The organism is Geodermatophilus sp. YIM 151500 (assembly GCF_025716945.1).
GTDB lineage: Bacteria > Actinomycetota > Actinomycetes > Mycobacteriales > Geodermatophilaceae > YIM-151500.
Genome location: NZ_JAOVZT010000010.1, coordinates 154037 through 166832 on the forward strand (window position 1 = coordinate 154037; position 12796 = coordinate 166832).

The window sequence follows — 12796 nt, forward strand, 5'->3', positions numbered from 1 at the left end:
GCCCGGAGTGGACCCCGCCCGCTTCCGGACGCTGATGAGGCGGTTCGCTGCGGGCGTCACGGTTCTGACCTGTCGGGGACCCGACGGCCCGGAGGGCATCACCGTGAGCGCGTTCACCTCGGTGTCGCTACGCCCGCCGCAGGTGCTGGTGTGCCTCGCCCGCGGGTCACGGACCCTGTCCACGATCCTCACCGAAGGCAGATTCGCGGTGAACGTGCTCGGCTGGCAGCAGCGCGAGCTGGCGACCCGCTTCGCGGACAGGACGCGAACGCCTGCCCAGCGGTTCGCGGGGATCGCCGAAACCACGCTGGTGACCGGTTCGCCCGTCGTCCTCGATGCACTCGCCAGCCTCGACTGCCTGGTCGCGCAGGTGTGGCCGTGCGGTGATCACATCGTGCTCGTGGGCGACGTCGTAGCGGGATCAGCCGAACGCCTCGACGCGCCGCTCCTGCTCTACGACGGCGAATTCTGCAAGCCCGCTGGACAGGAGGCGGTTCACGGAGGGAGCACCGCGCCGGCGGTCTGCGCGCTCAGGCTCTGGTAGCCGGCATCGGTCAGCAGGGTGACGCCGGGGATGGGGCCGGCAACTCGACCAGGCCGGCCTGGAGGACCTGGGGCAGATCATGGATGAGACCCGGGCGGGTCTGCCCGCAGAACAGCAGCCGCCCGCCGGCATCGGTGAATCCCAGTGCCTTCACGGTGTTGACACGCGCCTTACATGCGACGAACCGATCCGGCCGGCCTTGTGGGCCGCCGGACGGCGAACCCGGACCTCCGTGGTACCGAGTAGTTCCTGCCCACCGGCTGCGGCAGGTTCGGGAGCGGTACGGCGAGGCATGCAGGAGCAGATCGATGACCGCACCCCCGACGCGAGAACATCGCGGGAGCGCCGGCCGCGATCGGGCGGATCGCCGAGACCGGTGAACGAGCCCTCACAGCGTGATCAGGCTGCTTGTCGGGCCGGGTAGCCGGCGTGGGCGGACCAGCCGGCAGCGTCGGCGGCGGTGACCGCGGCCAGGGCCACCGCGATAGCGGCGTCCAGCGCCGCCCGGGTGCGCGCGGCGGCCGCCCGGATGAGGGTCTTGATCTTGCTGAACGCTTCCTCTACCGGGGACAGGTCCGGCGATAGGCGGGCAGGAACACGAGCCGCCGGCCGGCTGCCTCGACCAGGGCGCGGATCCGGTCGGGCTTGTGCGCGCCGACGTTGTCGACGACCACGATGCGCCCGGGGTGCAGCGCGGGCAGCAGAAGTGCTCGACATGGGTGGCGAACACCGCGGTGTCGGTGCCGCCGTCCACGGTCATCGCGGTGAGCATCCCCGCCAGGCTCAGCCCGGCCAGCAGGGTGGTCACCGGGCCGCGGTTGCGCGGCACCCGCCCGCGGGCCCGCTCGCCGCGCCGCGCCCGGGCGCGGCGAGCGGGTCATCGAGGTGTGCGTGCCGCAGTCGTCGACGACCACCAGCCGAGCCGGATCGAACGAGGCCATCTCGGTGCGCCACGCGGCGCGCGCGGTCTCGTCGCGCTCGGTGGCGCTCAGGCTCTTCCCTTCACCGGCCGACCCGGTCGCCGCGCCCGCCCGGGCGGGGTCACCGCCTGCGCCGGATCATCGACCGGCAAGGTGGCCAGCGATCGCGACATCGTCGCCGTCGACACCACCACGCCGCTCGGCGATGGCGACGGCGACGGCGGCGGCGTGCTCGGCCAGGGTGGCATCGGCGGCCTGCCGCAGGCGGGCCGGCAGCCAGGACTGCACACGGTTCTTCTTCTCCGGCACCGACCCGTGCCGCTGCGCGGTCGGCGCCAGGCTGCCGGTGCCGCGTCGGCGGGCCACATACCGCTCCACGGTCCGCACCGACACATCGAACCGGGCCGCCGCCTCCCCGGGTCTCATCCCCGCATCGACCGCGGCCACCACTCGCTCCCGCAGATCCATCGAGCACGCCCCTGTGCATCAGGCCTACTCCGACAAGCAAGAAACACGCCGCTGTCAGGCGGGATTTCGGTGTCCGGGTGCTGCACGCGGCCTCACGCCGAATGCCCCGTGCGCGGTGACGCCCCCGTGACGGCCGGGTTCTAGCGTGCCGGGGGTCTCGTCTATGCCGTGTTCCACCCGTAGCTGACGGTTCGTGCTCCGCGCGTGCACGGTGCGGTCGGGACGTACGCGGACATCCGTGCGACGGGCTGGCAGCAGGAGATGAGCCGTGATGGCCGTTCGAGAGGTGCGCCGTCCGTCCGTCAGCATGCGATCTCGGTCACCGGTGAAACGGGCGGTGCGGCGCGAGACGGGATACGACGGCTTCATCTCCTACAGCCACGCGTTGGACGGGAAACTCGCGCCGGCGATCCAGCGCGGGCTCGGCCGCTTCACCAAGTCCTGGCGACAGATGCGTGCCCTGCGCATCTTCCGCGACGAGACGAGCCTGTCGGTCTCTCCGGCTCTCTGGCCGTCGATCGAACGGGCTCTCGACGCGTCCGATTTCTTCATCCTGCTCGCCTCGGCGGAGGCCGCCGCCTCGCACTGGGTCGGCCGCGAGGTCGAGTACTGGTGCGAGCACAAGTCGTCCGAGCGAGTGCTGGTAGCGCTGACCGACGGTTGGCTGGCCTGGGACGAGGGCGCGAGGGACTTCGACTGGACCGTGACGAACGCGTTGCCGGCGACCGCGCGCGGACGCTTCACGGCAGAACCCCGCTACGTGGATCTGCGCTGGGCGCGGACCGAACACGACCTGTCGTTGCAGCATCCGCAATTCCGCGAGGCCATCGCCGACCTGGCTGCGACCATCCACGGGCGGCCCAAGGACGAGCTCATCGGGGAGGACGTGCGCCAGCACCGGCGGACCGTGCGGGTGACGCGGGCGGTCATCGCAGTGATCACGGCGTTCGCCGTGCTCGTCAGCGTTCTCGCGGTGACCGCGTGGCAGGCGAGGAACCGTGCCGAGCAGGAACGGCAGGTTGCGACCTCCCGGTTCCTGGCGGCGGCGGCGATCAACAGCCTGGACCGGCACCTCGATCGCGCCGCACTCCTCGGCGTCCATGCGTCGGCGGTCGAGGACACGGCGGAATCCAGGAACGCGCTGCTCACGGCGGTGCAGCGGACGCCGGACGCGCAGCGCTACCTCCGCTCCGAGGGGCCGGAGGTGGGCGATGTCGCCCTCAGTAACGACGGTGCGGTCGCCGCGGTTGTCGACCACGATGGGGTGCTCGCCGTGTGGGACGTGGGCTCCGGCCGCGAGCTGGCCCCGCCCGTTGTCGCGCATGACGGCCATGCCCTCGCCGTCGCCTTCAGCCCGGACGGTCGCGTCCTGGCGACGGGAGGGGCTGACGGCACGCTCGCGATCTGGGACAGCCCCTCGCTCGATCTCGTGCGCCGCCTCGAGGTCATCGATCCGGCGGTGCGTAGCCTCGCGTTCAGCCCCGACGGCACGTGGCTCGCGGCGGGTGGCGGGGCTCTGACCCGCACTGAATCGATGATGGGCCTCTCGGACGGCACACGTCGGTCGATCCACGTGTTCGAGGCGAACACTTGGGCGGAGAAGTTCACCCTCACCGGCCATGTCGGGGGTGTCGAGAGCGTGCAGTTCAGTGCCGACGGTCGCCGCTTCTACTCAGCGATCCTGCTCTTCCAGGCGGGTGTCGTCTCCTGGGACACGGGGACGTGGGATGGCCGGCAGGTCCCGTTCCCCGGGCAGGGGGAGGGCATCAACTCCGGCATGGGCGTCAGCCCTGACGGCAACCAGGTCGCCGTCGCGAACGATCTGTCCAGCGTGCCGCTCGTTTGGGACGTTCAGGATGACCGCGCGGTCGCCGAGCTCACGGGACTGACGGGCCACGTCAGCGGACTGGCCTACAGCCCGGAAGGACACGTCATCGCCGCGGCGACGTACGACGGGGAGATCGGGATCTGGGCGACGTCCGATCTGACGAAGCCGGCGCGGTTGCTGGCGAGCCATGACCGGAACATCGAGGGAGGCGGAACGGTCGTGGGCTTCGGACCGAGCGGACTCCTCGTCTCCGGCTCCAGCGGGGGAGCCGTCATCCTGCACGACCTGGACGTCACGTCGCGGCTCGCCACGAGGGTCCTCAACGGCACGGACGACATCGCCGGCTCCGACATCGTCGGGAACCAGCGCGGCCTCTTCGCCTTCTCCTCCTCCGACTCACCCGTGCTGCAGTTCTGGGACGCGCGCACGGATGGATCGAGGTCGATACCCCGACCGGCCGATTCGAGTCTGTGGCGGGGCGCGGCCCTCAGCCCCGATGGCACCAGGGTGACGGTCGCCATCACGGAGGAGGAGCAGGAGGCCCTCGCGCTGATCGACACGCAGACCGGCCGTGAGCTGTGGCGCGTCGGCGGGCCTGCGATCGGCGCTGCGTTCTCCCCGGACGGATCCGTCATCGCGATCGCCGACGACTCGGGAGAAGTGCAGCTGCTGGAAGACATGACGGGGGATCGGCGTGCCACGTTCCCGGCGCAGCCACCGGTCCCCGCGGAGCTCGAGCGCTACGCCGAGCTCGACATCCTCCAGCACGATGACGCGGTGCTGGCCTTCGACCGCGACGGCAGAACCCTGGCCGTCGCGGGACCCGACGGCCCGGTGTGGTTGTGGGATGTCGGGAAGCGGGAACTGGCAGTCGACGAGCCGCTCCTCGGCCACGGTCGGGTCTCCAGCATGGCGTTCAGTCCGGACGGGGACATCCTTGCCACCGGAGGCGTCGACGAGCTGATCCGGCTGTGGGACGTCGGGAACGGGGAGCTGATCGGTCTGACGTCCGAGCGACCGCAGGGACGCGTGTACGACCTCCTGTTCAGCCCTGATGGCCGAACTCTCGTCAGCTCCTCGCCGGCCCACGAGCTCTGGGACGTCGGAAACCGCCAGCGCATCGGGGAGCCGATCGACATCAGCGACCCGTGGAGTGAGATGGCCTTCAGCAGCGACGGTGACGAGCTCGCCGTCGTCGGCCCGGGAGGCGACGTCACGCGCGTGGACACGAGCGTCGAATCCTGGGTCGACAAGGCCTGCACGATCGCCAACCGAGATCTCTCCGGCGATGAGGTTCGGCAGTTCCTGGACGGTCAGACTGCTCGCTCGTGTGCGAACTGACAGCGGTTTGCAGGCGTCTTGGGGAGTGGGGTAGCCGGCGTGGGCGAACCAGCCGGCAGCGTCGGCGGTGACCGCGGCCAGGGCCACCGCGATAGCGGCGTCCAGCGCCGCCCGGGTGCGCGCGGCGGCCGCCCGGATGAGGGTCTTGATCTTGCTGAACGCTTCCTCTACCGGGGACAGGTCCGGCGATAGGCGGGCAGGAACACGAGCCGCCGGCCGGCTGCCTCGACCAGGGCGCGGATCCGGTCGGGCTTGTGCGCGCCGACGTTGTCGACGACCACGATGCGCCCGGGGTGCAGCGCGGGCAGCAGGAAGTGCTCCAGGTAGGTGGCGAACACCGCGGTGTCGGTGCCGCCATCCACGGTCATCGCCGGGGCCATCCCGGTCAGCGACAGTCCGGCGAGCAGGGTGGTCACCGGCCCCCGGTCGCGCGGCACCGCCCGACCGCCCGGGTGCCCCGAGTTACGCGCGCTCAGCGGTGGGTCATCGAGGTGTGCGTGCCGCACTCATCGACGAACACCAGCTCGGCCGATCAGCTGCGCAAGCTGGCGAAGCTGTTCCTGAGAGCGGGCGGAAAGCTGCCCGGGGAATGATCGGTCGTCGATCGGTCTCTGGCTGGAGTGAGAAGGCGATTGGCGTGAGAAGGCGATTGGCGAAGTTCAACACACGAGGCTCGGGAACCGGCTGACCACGGACCCGCTCGCCGCTCTGGCACCGGGTGACGCGGTGGTCATCGAGACATCGACGACACCTTCCGGCAGCTGCATGGAGCCCATCGGCGAGCACTTCAGCGCCAACGTCTGATCCTGTGGACAGCGCCCCACCAGTGCACGACCACTGGCAGCATGAAGACATCGGCGGCCTCGGCTGAGCACTCAGGGTCCGAGGTGCGCCAGGACGGGTACCTCAACGGCGGCTAGGACGAAGAGCACGAGGCCGAGCGCCACCGCCACGGCGTGCGGCAGCAGAACGTGTCCCATCCATGGCGCCCGGTCGAGTAGCCGCGCCACGTTGGCGGCGTCGCGCCGGCGGGGCGGTTCTAGCCGCTCGTCGCGCTGGTGCCCGGAGAAGCCCCAATACCAGTCGATGCGCGGGGACGAGAACGACGCGGCGCCGGGGCCGAGCGGAGATGAAGGATCCGCTGCTTCGTCCCGCGCGAGTCGGTGCGCGAGCACCTCGATGTCACGCATCCGGGAGTAGTACTGCATCTGGTGCCGCTTCATGGAGGCGTCGATGAACCAGAAACCCAGCGCGGTCGCGGCGGCTAGCCCGAACAGCGCGTAATGCTCCTGCTGGAAGCCCAGCCCCAGGCCGGCCAGGCTCAGGGTCACCGACCAGCCCTTGACCGTCACCAGGCGCCCGTCGAACTCCGAGACGACCTTGACCAGGGCGTAGTACTCCTCGCGCAGCCGCTCGTGCAGCGCCGCCAACGAGGACGCCGGGTCCGCCATCCCGCCAGACTGGCACGGATCCGTGGTGGACGAGATGAACGTGCGCCGGGGCGTGCTGCGCCTCTCATGAGCGACGTCCTTGCTCACCGTGGCCAGTGCGCACGCTCATCACCCGAACGGTGGACCGTTGACGCGGGCCAGATGGAGCAGTAGCCGCATCGTGGCGCTCGACACCCGCAAGCTCACCCCGCGCCGGAAGATCACGCGCAGGCAGGGCAGTGAAGCGACGGCCAGGCTGGACGATCGAGCCAGTCGAACGCCGTCATGTGTTGCGGACCTCGGGTAGTGATGCCGGCCAGGCCCAGTGAGGGAAGCCGCTTCGGAGGACACCCCGAGCTTGGGCGTCTCGCCCGAGGACGCGGCCTGCCTGGCCCCCACGTGAACGATGTCGCGAGACACCTGTGAACGGGGTCCCGCGACATCGCAGTGGAGCGGGTGACGGGAATCGAACCCGCATGGCCAGCTTGGAAGGCTGGGGACTCTGCGTGGTGTCCTTCCTGGTCAGGGGCTCAGTCGACAGCCGACGTGCCTTCCCATTGCCTTGAGTGCCGCTGAGGCTCGTGTCGGACCCGCCTTGGGGAGCCAGTGCACAGCGCCTTCCCGCCGTCTTACTTCGCGTGAGACACTTAGGAAGTGGCCGAGACGATCACCTTCCGCCCTGATGAAGACGCCCGCCGAGCGTTGGCCGTCCTGACGCAAGACGGCACCTCCGTGTCCACCGCCGTGCGGGCGGCCCTGATCCAGGCCGCCAAGACGGCCGCGCAGGACCGGCTGCGTGCCGAGGCCGCCGCACTGGCAGCCGATGACACCGACCGTGCCGAGAGCGCTCAGGTCCTCCGGGACATGGAGACGCTGCGTGCGTGGTGAGGTCTACCGCCTGCGCTCTCCCCGCGGCGCCCAGGGCCATGAGCAGGCCGGCACCCGCTATGCCGTCGTCGTGCAGTCCGACCTGCTGCCCCTCTCGACCTGGCTGGTCGCGCCGACGTCCGCCTCGGCCCGGGCGGCCACGTTCCGTCCTGAGGTGTCCATCGACGGCCGCCCAACCCGGGTGCTGGCCGAACAGACGAGTGCGGTGGACCCGCAGCGCTTGGGTGAGTCGGCCGGGCACCTCAGCTTCGATGAACTGCGCCAGGTCGACGCCGCGCTGCGCCTGGTCCTCGGCCTGTGACGAGCTCACCGCAGCTGCATGGCGAGCGGCCGGCGCGGAGAGTGGTCAGGACTTCCTCAGCAGGAACGGAAGCTGCCACTCGGATGACCAGGTGCTGGTGCTCGCCGCGCTCCTGTTCGTAGGGTGAGTGCTGGGTCGAACTCATGCCGGAGGCATGCTCCAGGTTGTTGGAGATGGCTGCGGCTCGACGAGCATCGAACGCGCCAGATCGGCCGGAAGGTGACGGCCCATCGCCGGCATCGCGAACGGCGCTTCAGGCGTGGTCGGCGCCTGGCTTTGGCGCGTCGTCGTAGCGGGTGTAGGTGGCGGCCATCGACCCGGTCGGGTCGAGCCGGGCGAGGATGGCCTGCCCGATGTCGGTGAGTTGGTCGATCTGCTCGTCGGTGAGCGCGTCGATGACGTGGTGCCGCACGGTGGCCACGTGCCCGGGTGCCGCCGCCTGCACCCTCGCCCATCCCCTCGCGGTGAGCCGGGCGTTGGTCGCCCGGCGGTCATCCTGGCACGGGAAGCGCTCGACCAGACCGCGGTCCTCCAGGCGGCTGACGACGTGCGAGAGCCGGGGCAGCGTGGCGTTCGTCTGCCGGGCCAGTTCGGTCATCCGCAGCGTGCGGCCACGCGCCTCGGAGAGCATCGCCAGCACGTAGTACTCGAAGTGCGTCACCTCGGCGTCCCGGCGCAGCTGCCCGTCGAGGACGCCCGGCAGCAGTTCGACGAGCCCGATGAGGCGGACCCAGGCGCGCAGCTGGCGCCGGTCGAGCCACGGTGTGCCCACGATCACTTCCTTCGTCGGAATGGTTGACGCTACAAGTGCCTTGCGCCGAGTGAAAGTTGTAGCAACAACCAATCACCCGACAGGAGCACCGACATGGCGCACGTGAGCATCATCGGCAACGGCAACATGGGTCAGGCCATCGCCGGCCTCATCGGCAAGGGCAGCAACACCGTCGAGCTGCTGGACCAGAGCGACGCTGCCAGGCCGGTCACCGGCGACGTCGTCGTCCTCGCCGTCCCGTACGGCGCGGTCGCCGACATCATCGCCACGCGTGCAGAGCAGCTGGCCGGCAAGATCGTCGTCGACATCACCAACCCGGTGAACTTCGAGACGTTCGACTCCCTGGTCGTGCCGGCCGACGGCTCGGCGGCCGCCCAGATCGCCGTGGCGCTGCCCCAGGCCCGCGTCGTCAAAGCGTTCAACACCACCTTCTCCGCCACCCTCGCGTCCGGCACCGTCGGCGGGCAGCAGACCACGACCGTGCTGATCGCCGGCGACGACACCGACGCCAAGTCGCTGCTGGCCGGGATCGTCACCGCTGCCGGCCTGCGGGCCGTCGACGCCGGCTCGCTGCGTCGCGCCCGCGAGCTCGAGGCGCTCGGTTTCCTGCAGATCACCTTGGCCGCCGGCGAGAAGATCGCCTGGGACGGCGGGTTCGCCGTGGTCGCCTGACACCCGCCCCACCGCGCCACCCACGGAGCGTGGGGGCGGCCGGCTTCGCCGCCCCCACGCACCGCCCGCGCTCCGCTTCCGCACCCCACACCGATGCAGGCCCGTCCAGAGGAGCAGTCATGACCATCTCCGCCGTCCGGCTCAACCACGCCGTCCTGTTCGTCAGCGACCTCCAGCGTTCACTGCGGTTCTGGACCGGCGCCTTCGGCATGGAGGTCGCCGCTCGTGAGCCGCGGGCGAACGCCGCCTTCCTGCGCCTGGCGCGCTCGGGGAACCACCACGACCTCGGGCTGTTCGGTATCGGCGCCGGAGCCGCCCCGCGGCAGCGCGGAACCGTGGGTCTCTACCACCTGGCGTGGCAGGTCGACACCATCGAGGAGCTGGAGGAGGCCCGGCGGATCTTGGCCGATGTCGGGGCCCTCACCGGCGAGTCCAGCCACGGCGCGACCAAGAGCGTCTACGGCATCGACCCCGACGGCAACGAGTTCGAGGTCATGTGGATGCTGCCGCGCGAGGCATGGGGCGACTTCGAGAACGCCGCGCCGGTCGACCGCCTGGACATGGCCGCCGAGATCGCCCGGTGGTCCGGCGTGGGAACTGCGGGCAGCGTGCCCAGCCCCGTGCTGGGGAGGACGTGAGCAAGGCCTACGCGACCCCGGTGGTGGCCACCGCCGGTAACGCCGACCCGGCCGTGCCGCTCGCGGTGCACTGGCCAGCGGCTTGACGGACAGCCCTCGCGCCTTCCGCAGGTGTCAGCGGGCGGGGCCTAGCCATACCGCGTCGGCGGAGAGGGCGAGCTCCTCTGCGCGTCCTGCCTTCCGACGAGGTCTGCACGGCCAGGCCGATGGATCTCGTCGGCCTGCGCGACGTAGCTCGTGATGCGGGTGGCCTCAGGCCCGCCGCGTGCGGGCTGGCCCTGCGAGGCGCGGGTGTCCAGAGCCAGCACCTTCACGACATCGGCGCCGCTCCGCGCACCTACCGAGGTCAGAGTCCCCACGGTGACAGGCGATACCGAGGCCACTATGGGTTGGAGTCCCGGGCAGGTCCAACCAGAGGTCGCGGCGGGGGCGCTCGAGACACGGCAGCTGAGAGCAGTGGGCCCCGTGCGAGGATGATGCGACGCCGACCCGCTGGCGCCGGGATGGCGCGCGCCCGTGCGTGCGGGGGTGTCGGCCCCGACTGCATCGGGTGCCAGGACGCAATGCCTGAGAGTCGATGTGCGGCCGGGTGGGGACCCGCCGGTCGGGCGACACCGGTTGCCGGCCAGACACTCGACCCGCGGTTCCGTCGGAACGGCGGGCGCCCGGCGAGGCGCCGAATGGAGGGGCGGTGTCGGTCGCCGACCTGAACGTGGTCGTGCTGGCGGTGACCGGCCTGCTGCTCGTCGCGGTCGCGGCCGTCCGGCTGTCTGCCCGGGCGGGGCTTCCGACGCTGTTGATCTACCTCGGCCTAGGACTCGTCGTCGGCGAGGCCGGTCTGGGGCTGGAATTCGAGGACGCGCAGCTCACCCAGGTGGTCGGCCTGGTCCTGCTGGGCATCATCCTCGCCGAGGGTGGTCTTACCACCCGATGGGCGGTCGTCCGGCCGGTCCTCGCGCCGTCCCTGGTGCTGGCCACCCTGGGCGTGGCCGTGAGTGTGGCGGTCACCGCCGCCGTCGCCTACGCCATTCTGGACGTCGACCTGCGGACTGCCGTCCTGCTCGGCGCCGTCATCTCCTCCACCGACGCCGCCGCGGTGTTCTCCGTACTGCGCCGGCTACCCCTGCGGCGCCGGCTGGGCGCAACCCTCGAGGCCGAGTCCGGCTTCAACGACCCCCTCGTGGTCATCCTGGTCACCCTCGTCGTGAGTGGAGACTGGGAGCAGGCCGATCCCCTGCTCGCGCTCGCGCAGGTCCTCTACCAACTTGCCGCAGGCGCCGCCATCGGTCTGCTGGTGGCACGGGTCGGCGAGGTCGTGCTGCGCCACAGCGCGCTGCCATCGGCCGGGCTCTACCCCATCGCCACCGTCGCGTTCACACTGCTCGCCTTCGGAGTCGCAGGGGTGGCGGCCGCCTCGTCGTTCATGGCGGTGTACGTGGCCGGGCTGTGGCTGGGCAACGCTCCGCTGCCGCACCGCAACGCCACCCTCGGCTTCGCCGAAGGCCTGGCCTGGCTGTCCCAGATCAGCCTGTTCGTCCTGCTCGGGCTGCTCGCCAGCCCCGGGCGGCTGCCCGGCGCGCTGTTGCCCGCGCTCCTCGTCGGAGGCGCGCTGCTGCTGCTGGCGCGCCCGGTGTCGGTGATCGTCTGCGCGACGCCGTTTCAGGTGCCGTGGCGGGAGCAGGCGTTCATGTCCTGGGCCGGGCTGCGAGGCGCGGTGCCGATCGTCGTGGCCACCATCCCCGTCAGCGCGCAGGTTCCCGCGGCCCAGCGGATCTTCGACACCGTATTCGTCCTGGTGGTCGTCTTCACCCTCATCCAGGCGCCCACGCTTCCCCCGCTGGCCCGGTTGCTCGGAGTCGGCGAGGAAGGCGACGCCACCGAGGTGACGATCGAGTCCGCGCCACTGGAGTCGATCGACTCGGACCTGATGCAGTTCACCGTGCCGCCGGCGTCCAAGCTGCACAGGGTCGCCATGTGGGAGCTGCGGCTACCGCCCGGCGCGGTGGTCTCGCTGATCGTGCGCGACGGGCACACCCTGGTTCCCGACCGGCAGACCGTGCTCCGGCACGGCGACCAGCTGCTGCTCATCGTGCCCAGCCGCGCTCGCCGCCAGGTGGAGCGCCGGCTCCAAGCGGTGCACCGGGCCGGGCGCCTGGCGCGCTGGCTCGGCGCCGAGCTGTCGGTCGGCTCGCGAAGCGGGGACTCGCAGTCACCGACCACCGCGGCCCGGTGGCGGCGCGCGCTGCGGCGGCTGCGGCAGACGGCGTCCCAGCGACGTCGATGACCCGCCGTCCGGCGTGACTCGTCACCGTCACTCGCTGCCTCCGAGGACCGATGACCCGCGCGGGTCCGACCGCTCGGAGGCAGATCCGCAGCGCTCGACGAGGTCGTTCCAAGCCCTACCTGGTCGGGACCCAGCATCTAGTCGTCACGGTCGTGTCGATGGCCGTGCAACGGGTCCGCTCTCATCCACCGGCTCTGCCGCCCGCGCGTCGTCCGCCCGGCCGGCGGCGCACCCGTGCTGAGCCCGTTGGAGGTCACCCGGCTCGCCGACGGAGTCGCCGCCGATCCGATCGGGGCGACGCGGGCCGGGTGCGGATTCCCTTCAGGTGCCACAGCGCCCAGTACAGCGCGGTCACGAGGCCGACGACGAGGACGGCGTCCATCTGACCGAAGAGGGTCAGCAGGATGACGGCCCAGCTGCCGGCGACGACCGCCGTCGGCAGGTCGGTCGGAGGGCGCACGGCCCACATCGCGTCGCGGCGGTATGCCTCGGTGCGGACCTCCCAGGCCCGTTCCATGTCGTCGAGTGCCCGCTGTTCCTGTTCGCTGAGCATGAGCCACCTCCTGTTGACCTGACCATGCCTCTTGCCGGTGGTGCGGCACCAGTGGTGTGATCGGACGTCTGCGCCAGGCTCACCTTGCCGATGACCGGCAACGTCGCAGAATTCGCCGTCGCCGTCGCCGTCGCCGTCGCCGTCGCCGTCGCCGTCG

13 protein-coding genes are annotated in these 12796 nt (G+C 71.0%); 7 read left to right on the forward strand and 6 right to left on the reverse strand.

Annotated features, from left to right (window positions below; genetic code table 11):
• The first annotated feature begins 34 nt into the window (after positions 1 to 34).
• A complete protein-coding gene (locus tag OF117_RS16605; RefSeq protein ID WP_263553972.1) occupies positions 35 to 544 on the forward strand; it encodes a flavin reductase family protein in 510 nt (169 codons plus the stop codon).
• A gap of 10 nt (positions 545 to 554) precedes the next feature.
• On the opposite strand, the gene OF117_RS16610 is transcribed toward OF117_RS16605, so the two are convergent.
• Together OF117_RS16610 and OF117_RS16615 are read right to left on the reverse strand one after the other, a co-directional pair.
• On the reverse strand, positions 555 to 698 hold the full coding sequence (locus tag OF117_RS16610) for a hypothetical protein (RefSeq protein ID WP_263553952.1): 144 nt from the start codon (positions 696 to 698) through the stop codon (positions 555 to 557).
• Between the two features lie 904 nt (positions 699 to 1602).
• On the reverse strand, positions 1603 to 1932 hold the full coding sequence (locus OF117_RS16615) for a helix-turn-helix domain-containing protein (protein ID WP_263553953.1): 330 nt from the start codon (positions 1930 to 1932) through the stop codon (positions 1603 to 1605).
• Positions 1933 to 2269: 337 nt separating this feature from the next.
• Between OF117_RS16615 and OF117_RS16620 the strand changes: the two genes are divergently transcribed.
• Complete coding sequence (locus tag OF117_RS16620; protein WP_263553954.1) at positions 2270 to 5101, forward strand: WD40 repeat domain-containing protein; 2832 nt, start codon at positions 2270 to 2272, stop codon at positions 5099 to 5101.
• Positions 5102 to 5268: 167 nt separating this feature from the next.
• On the opposite strand, the gene OF117_RS16625 is transcribed toward OF117_RS16620, so the two are convergent.
• Both OF117_RS16625 and OF117_RS16630 read right to left on the reverse strand, forming a co-directional pair.
• Complete coding sequence (locus OF117_RS16625; protein ID WP_411969461.1) at positions 5269 to 5538, reverse strand: transposase; 270 nt, start codon at positions 5536 to 5538, stop codon at positions 5269 to 5271.
• 438 nt (positions 5539 to 5976) lie between these two features.
• A complete protein-coding gene (locus OF117_RS16630; RefSeq protein WP_263553956.1) occupies positions 5977 to 6639 on the reverse strand; it encodes a hypothetical protein in 663 nt (220 codons plus the stop codon).
• 546 nt (positions 6640 to 7185) lie between these two features.
• Here OF117_RS16630 and OF117_RS16635 point away from each other — a divergent pair.
• On the forward strand, positions 7186 to 7419 hold the full coding sequence (locus OF117_RS16635) for a hypothetical protein (protein ID WP_263553957.1): 234 nt from the start codon (positions 7186 to 7188) through the stop codon (positions 7417 to 7419).
• On the forward strand, positions 7409 to 7720 hold the full coding sequence (locus tag OF117_RS16640) for a type II toxin-antitoxin system PemK/MazF family toxin (RefSeq protein ID WP_263553958.1): 312 nt from the start codon (positions 7409 to 7411) through the stop codon (positions 7718 to 7720). The genes OF117_RS16635 and OF117_RS16640 overlap by 11 nt, the downstream gene beginning before the upstream one ends.
• Before the next feature lie 253 nt (positions 7721 to 7973).
• Here OF117_RS16640 and OF117_RS16645 read toward each other — a convergent pair whose 3' ends face one another.
• Positions 7974 to 8492 (reverse strand): MarR family winged helix-turn-helix transcriptional regulator, encoded by a 519-nt coding sequence (locus OF117_RS16645; RefSeq protein WP_263553959.1) that lies wholly within the window; start codon positions 8490 to 8492, stop codon positions 7974 to 7976.
• Between the two features lie 93 nt (positions 8493 to 8585).
• Between OF117_RS16645 and OF117_RS16650 the strand changes: the two genes are divergently transcribed.
• The 3 genes from OF117_RS16650 (at position 8586) to OF117_RS16660 (ending at position 12086) form a co-directional block, all read left to right on the forward strand.
• A complete protein-coding gene (locus OF117_RS16650) occupies positions 8586 to 9164 on the forward strand; it encodes an NADPH-dependent F420 reductase (protein WP_263553960.1) in 579 nt (192 codons plus the stop codon).
• A gap of 119 nt (positions 9165 to 9283) precedes the next feature.
• Positions 9284 to 9802, forward strand: coding sequence for a VOC family protein (locus OF117_RS16655; RefSeq protein WP_263553961.1), 519 nt, complete (start codon positions 9284 to 9286; stop codon positions 9800 to 9802).
• 691 nt (positions 9803 to 10493) lie between these two features.
• Positions 10494 to 12086, forward strand: a complete 1593-nt coding sequence (locus OF117_RS16660) for a potassium/proton antiporter (protein ID WP_263553962.1) — start codon at positions 10494 to 10496, stop codon at positions 12084 to 12086.
• A 253-nt stretch (positions 12087 to 12339) separates the two neighbouring features.
• Here the strand turns inward: OF117_RS16660 and OF117_RS16665 are convergent.
• The coding region (locus tag OF117_RS16665) for a DUF3040 domain-containing protein (RefSeq protein WP_263553963.1) at positions 12340 to 12796 on the reverse strand (457 nt) is incomplete at its 5' end.

Bases quoted from the DNA above. Each gene is read 5' to 3' on its own strand.
- OF117_RS16605 (WP_263553972.1), top strand. From the start codon at position 35: ATGAGGCGGTTCGCTGCGGGCGTCACGGTTCTGACCTGTCGGGGACCC.
- OF117_RS16615 (WP_263553953.1), bottom strand. From the start codon at position 1,932: ATGGATCTGCGGGAGCGAGTGGTGGCCGCGGTCGATGCGGGGATGAGA.
- OF117_RS16650 (WP_263553960.1), top strand. From the start codon at position 8,586: ATGGCGCACGTGAGCATCATCGGCAACGGCAACATGGGTCAGGCCATC.
- OF117_RS16655 (WP_263553961.1), top strand. From the start codon at position 9,284: ATGACCATCTCCGCCGTCCGGCTCAACCACGCCGTCCTGTTCGTCAGC.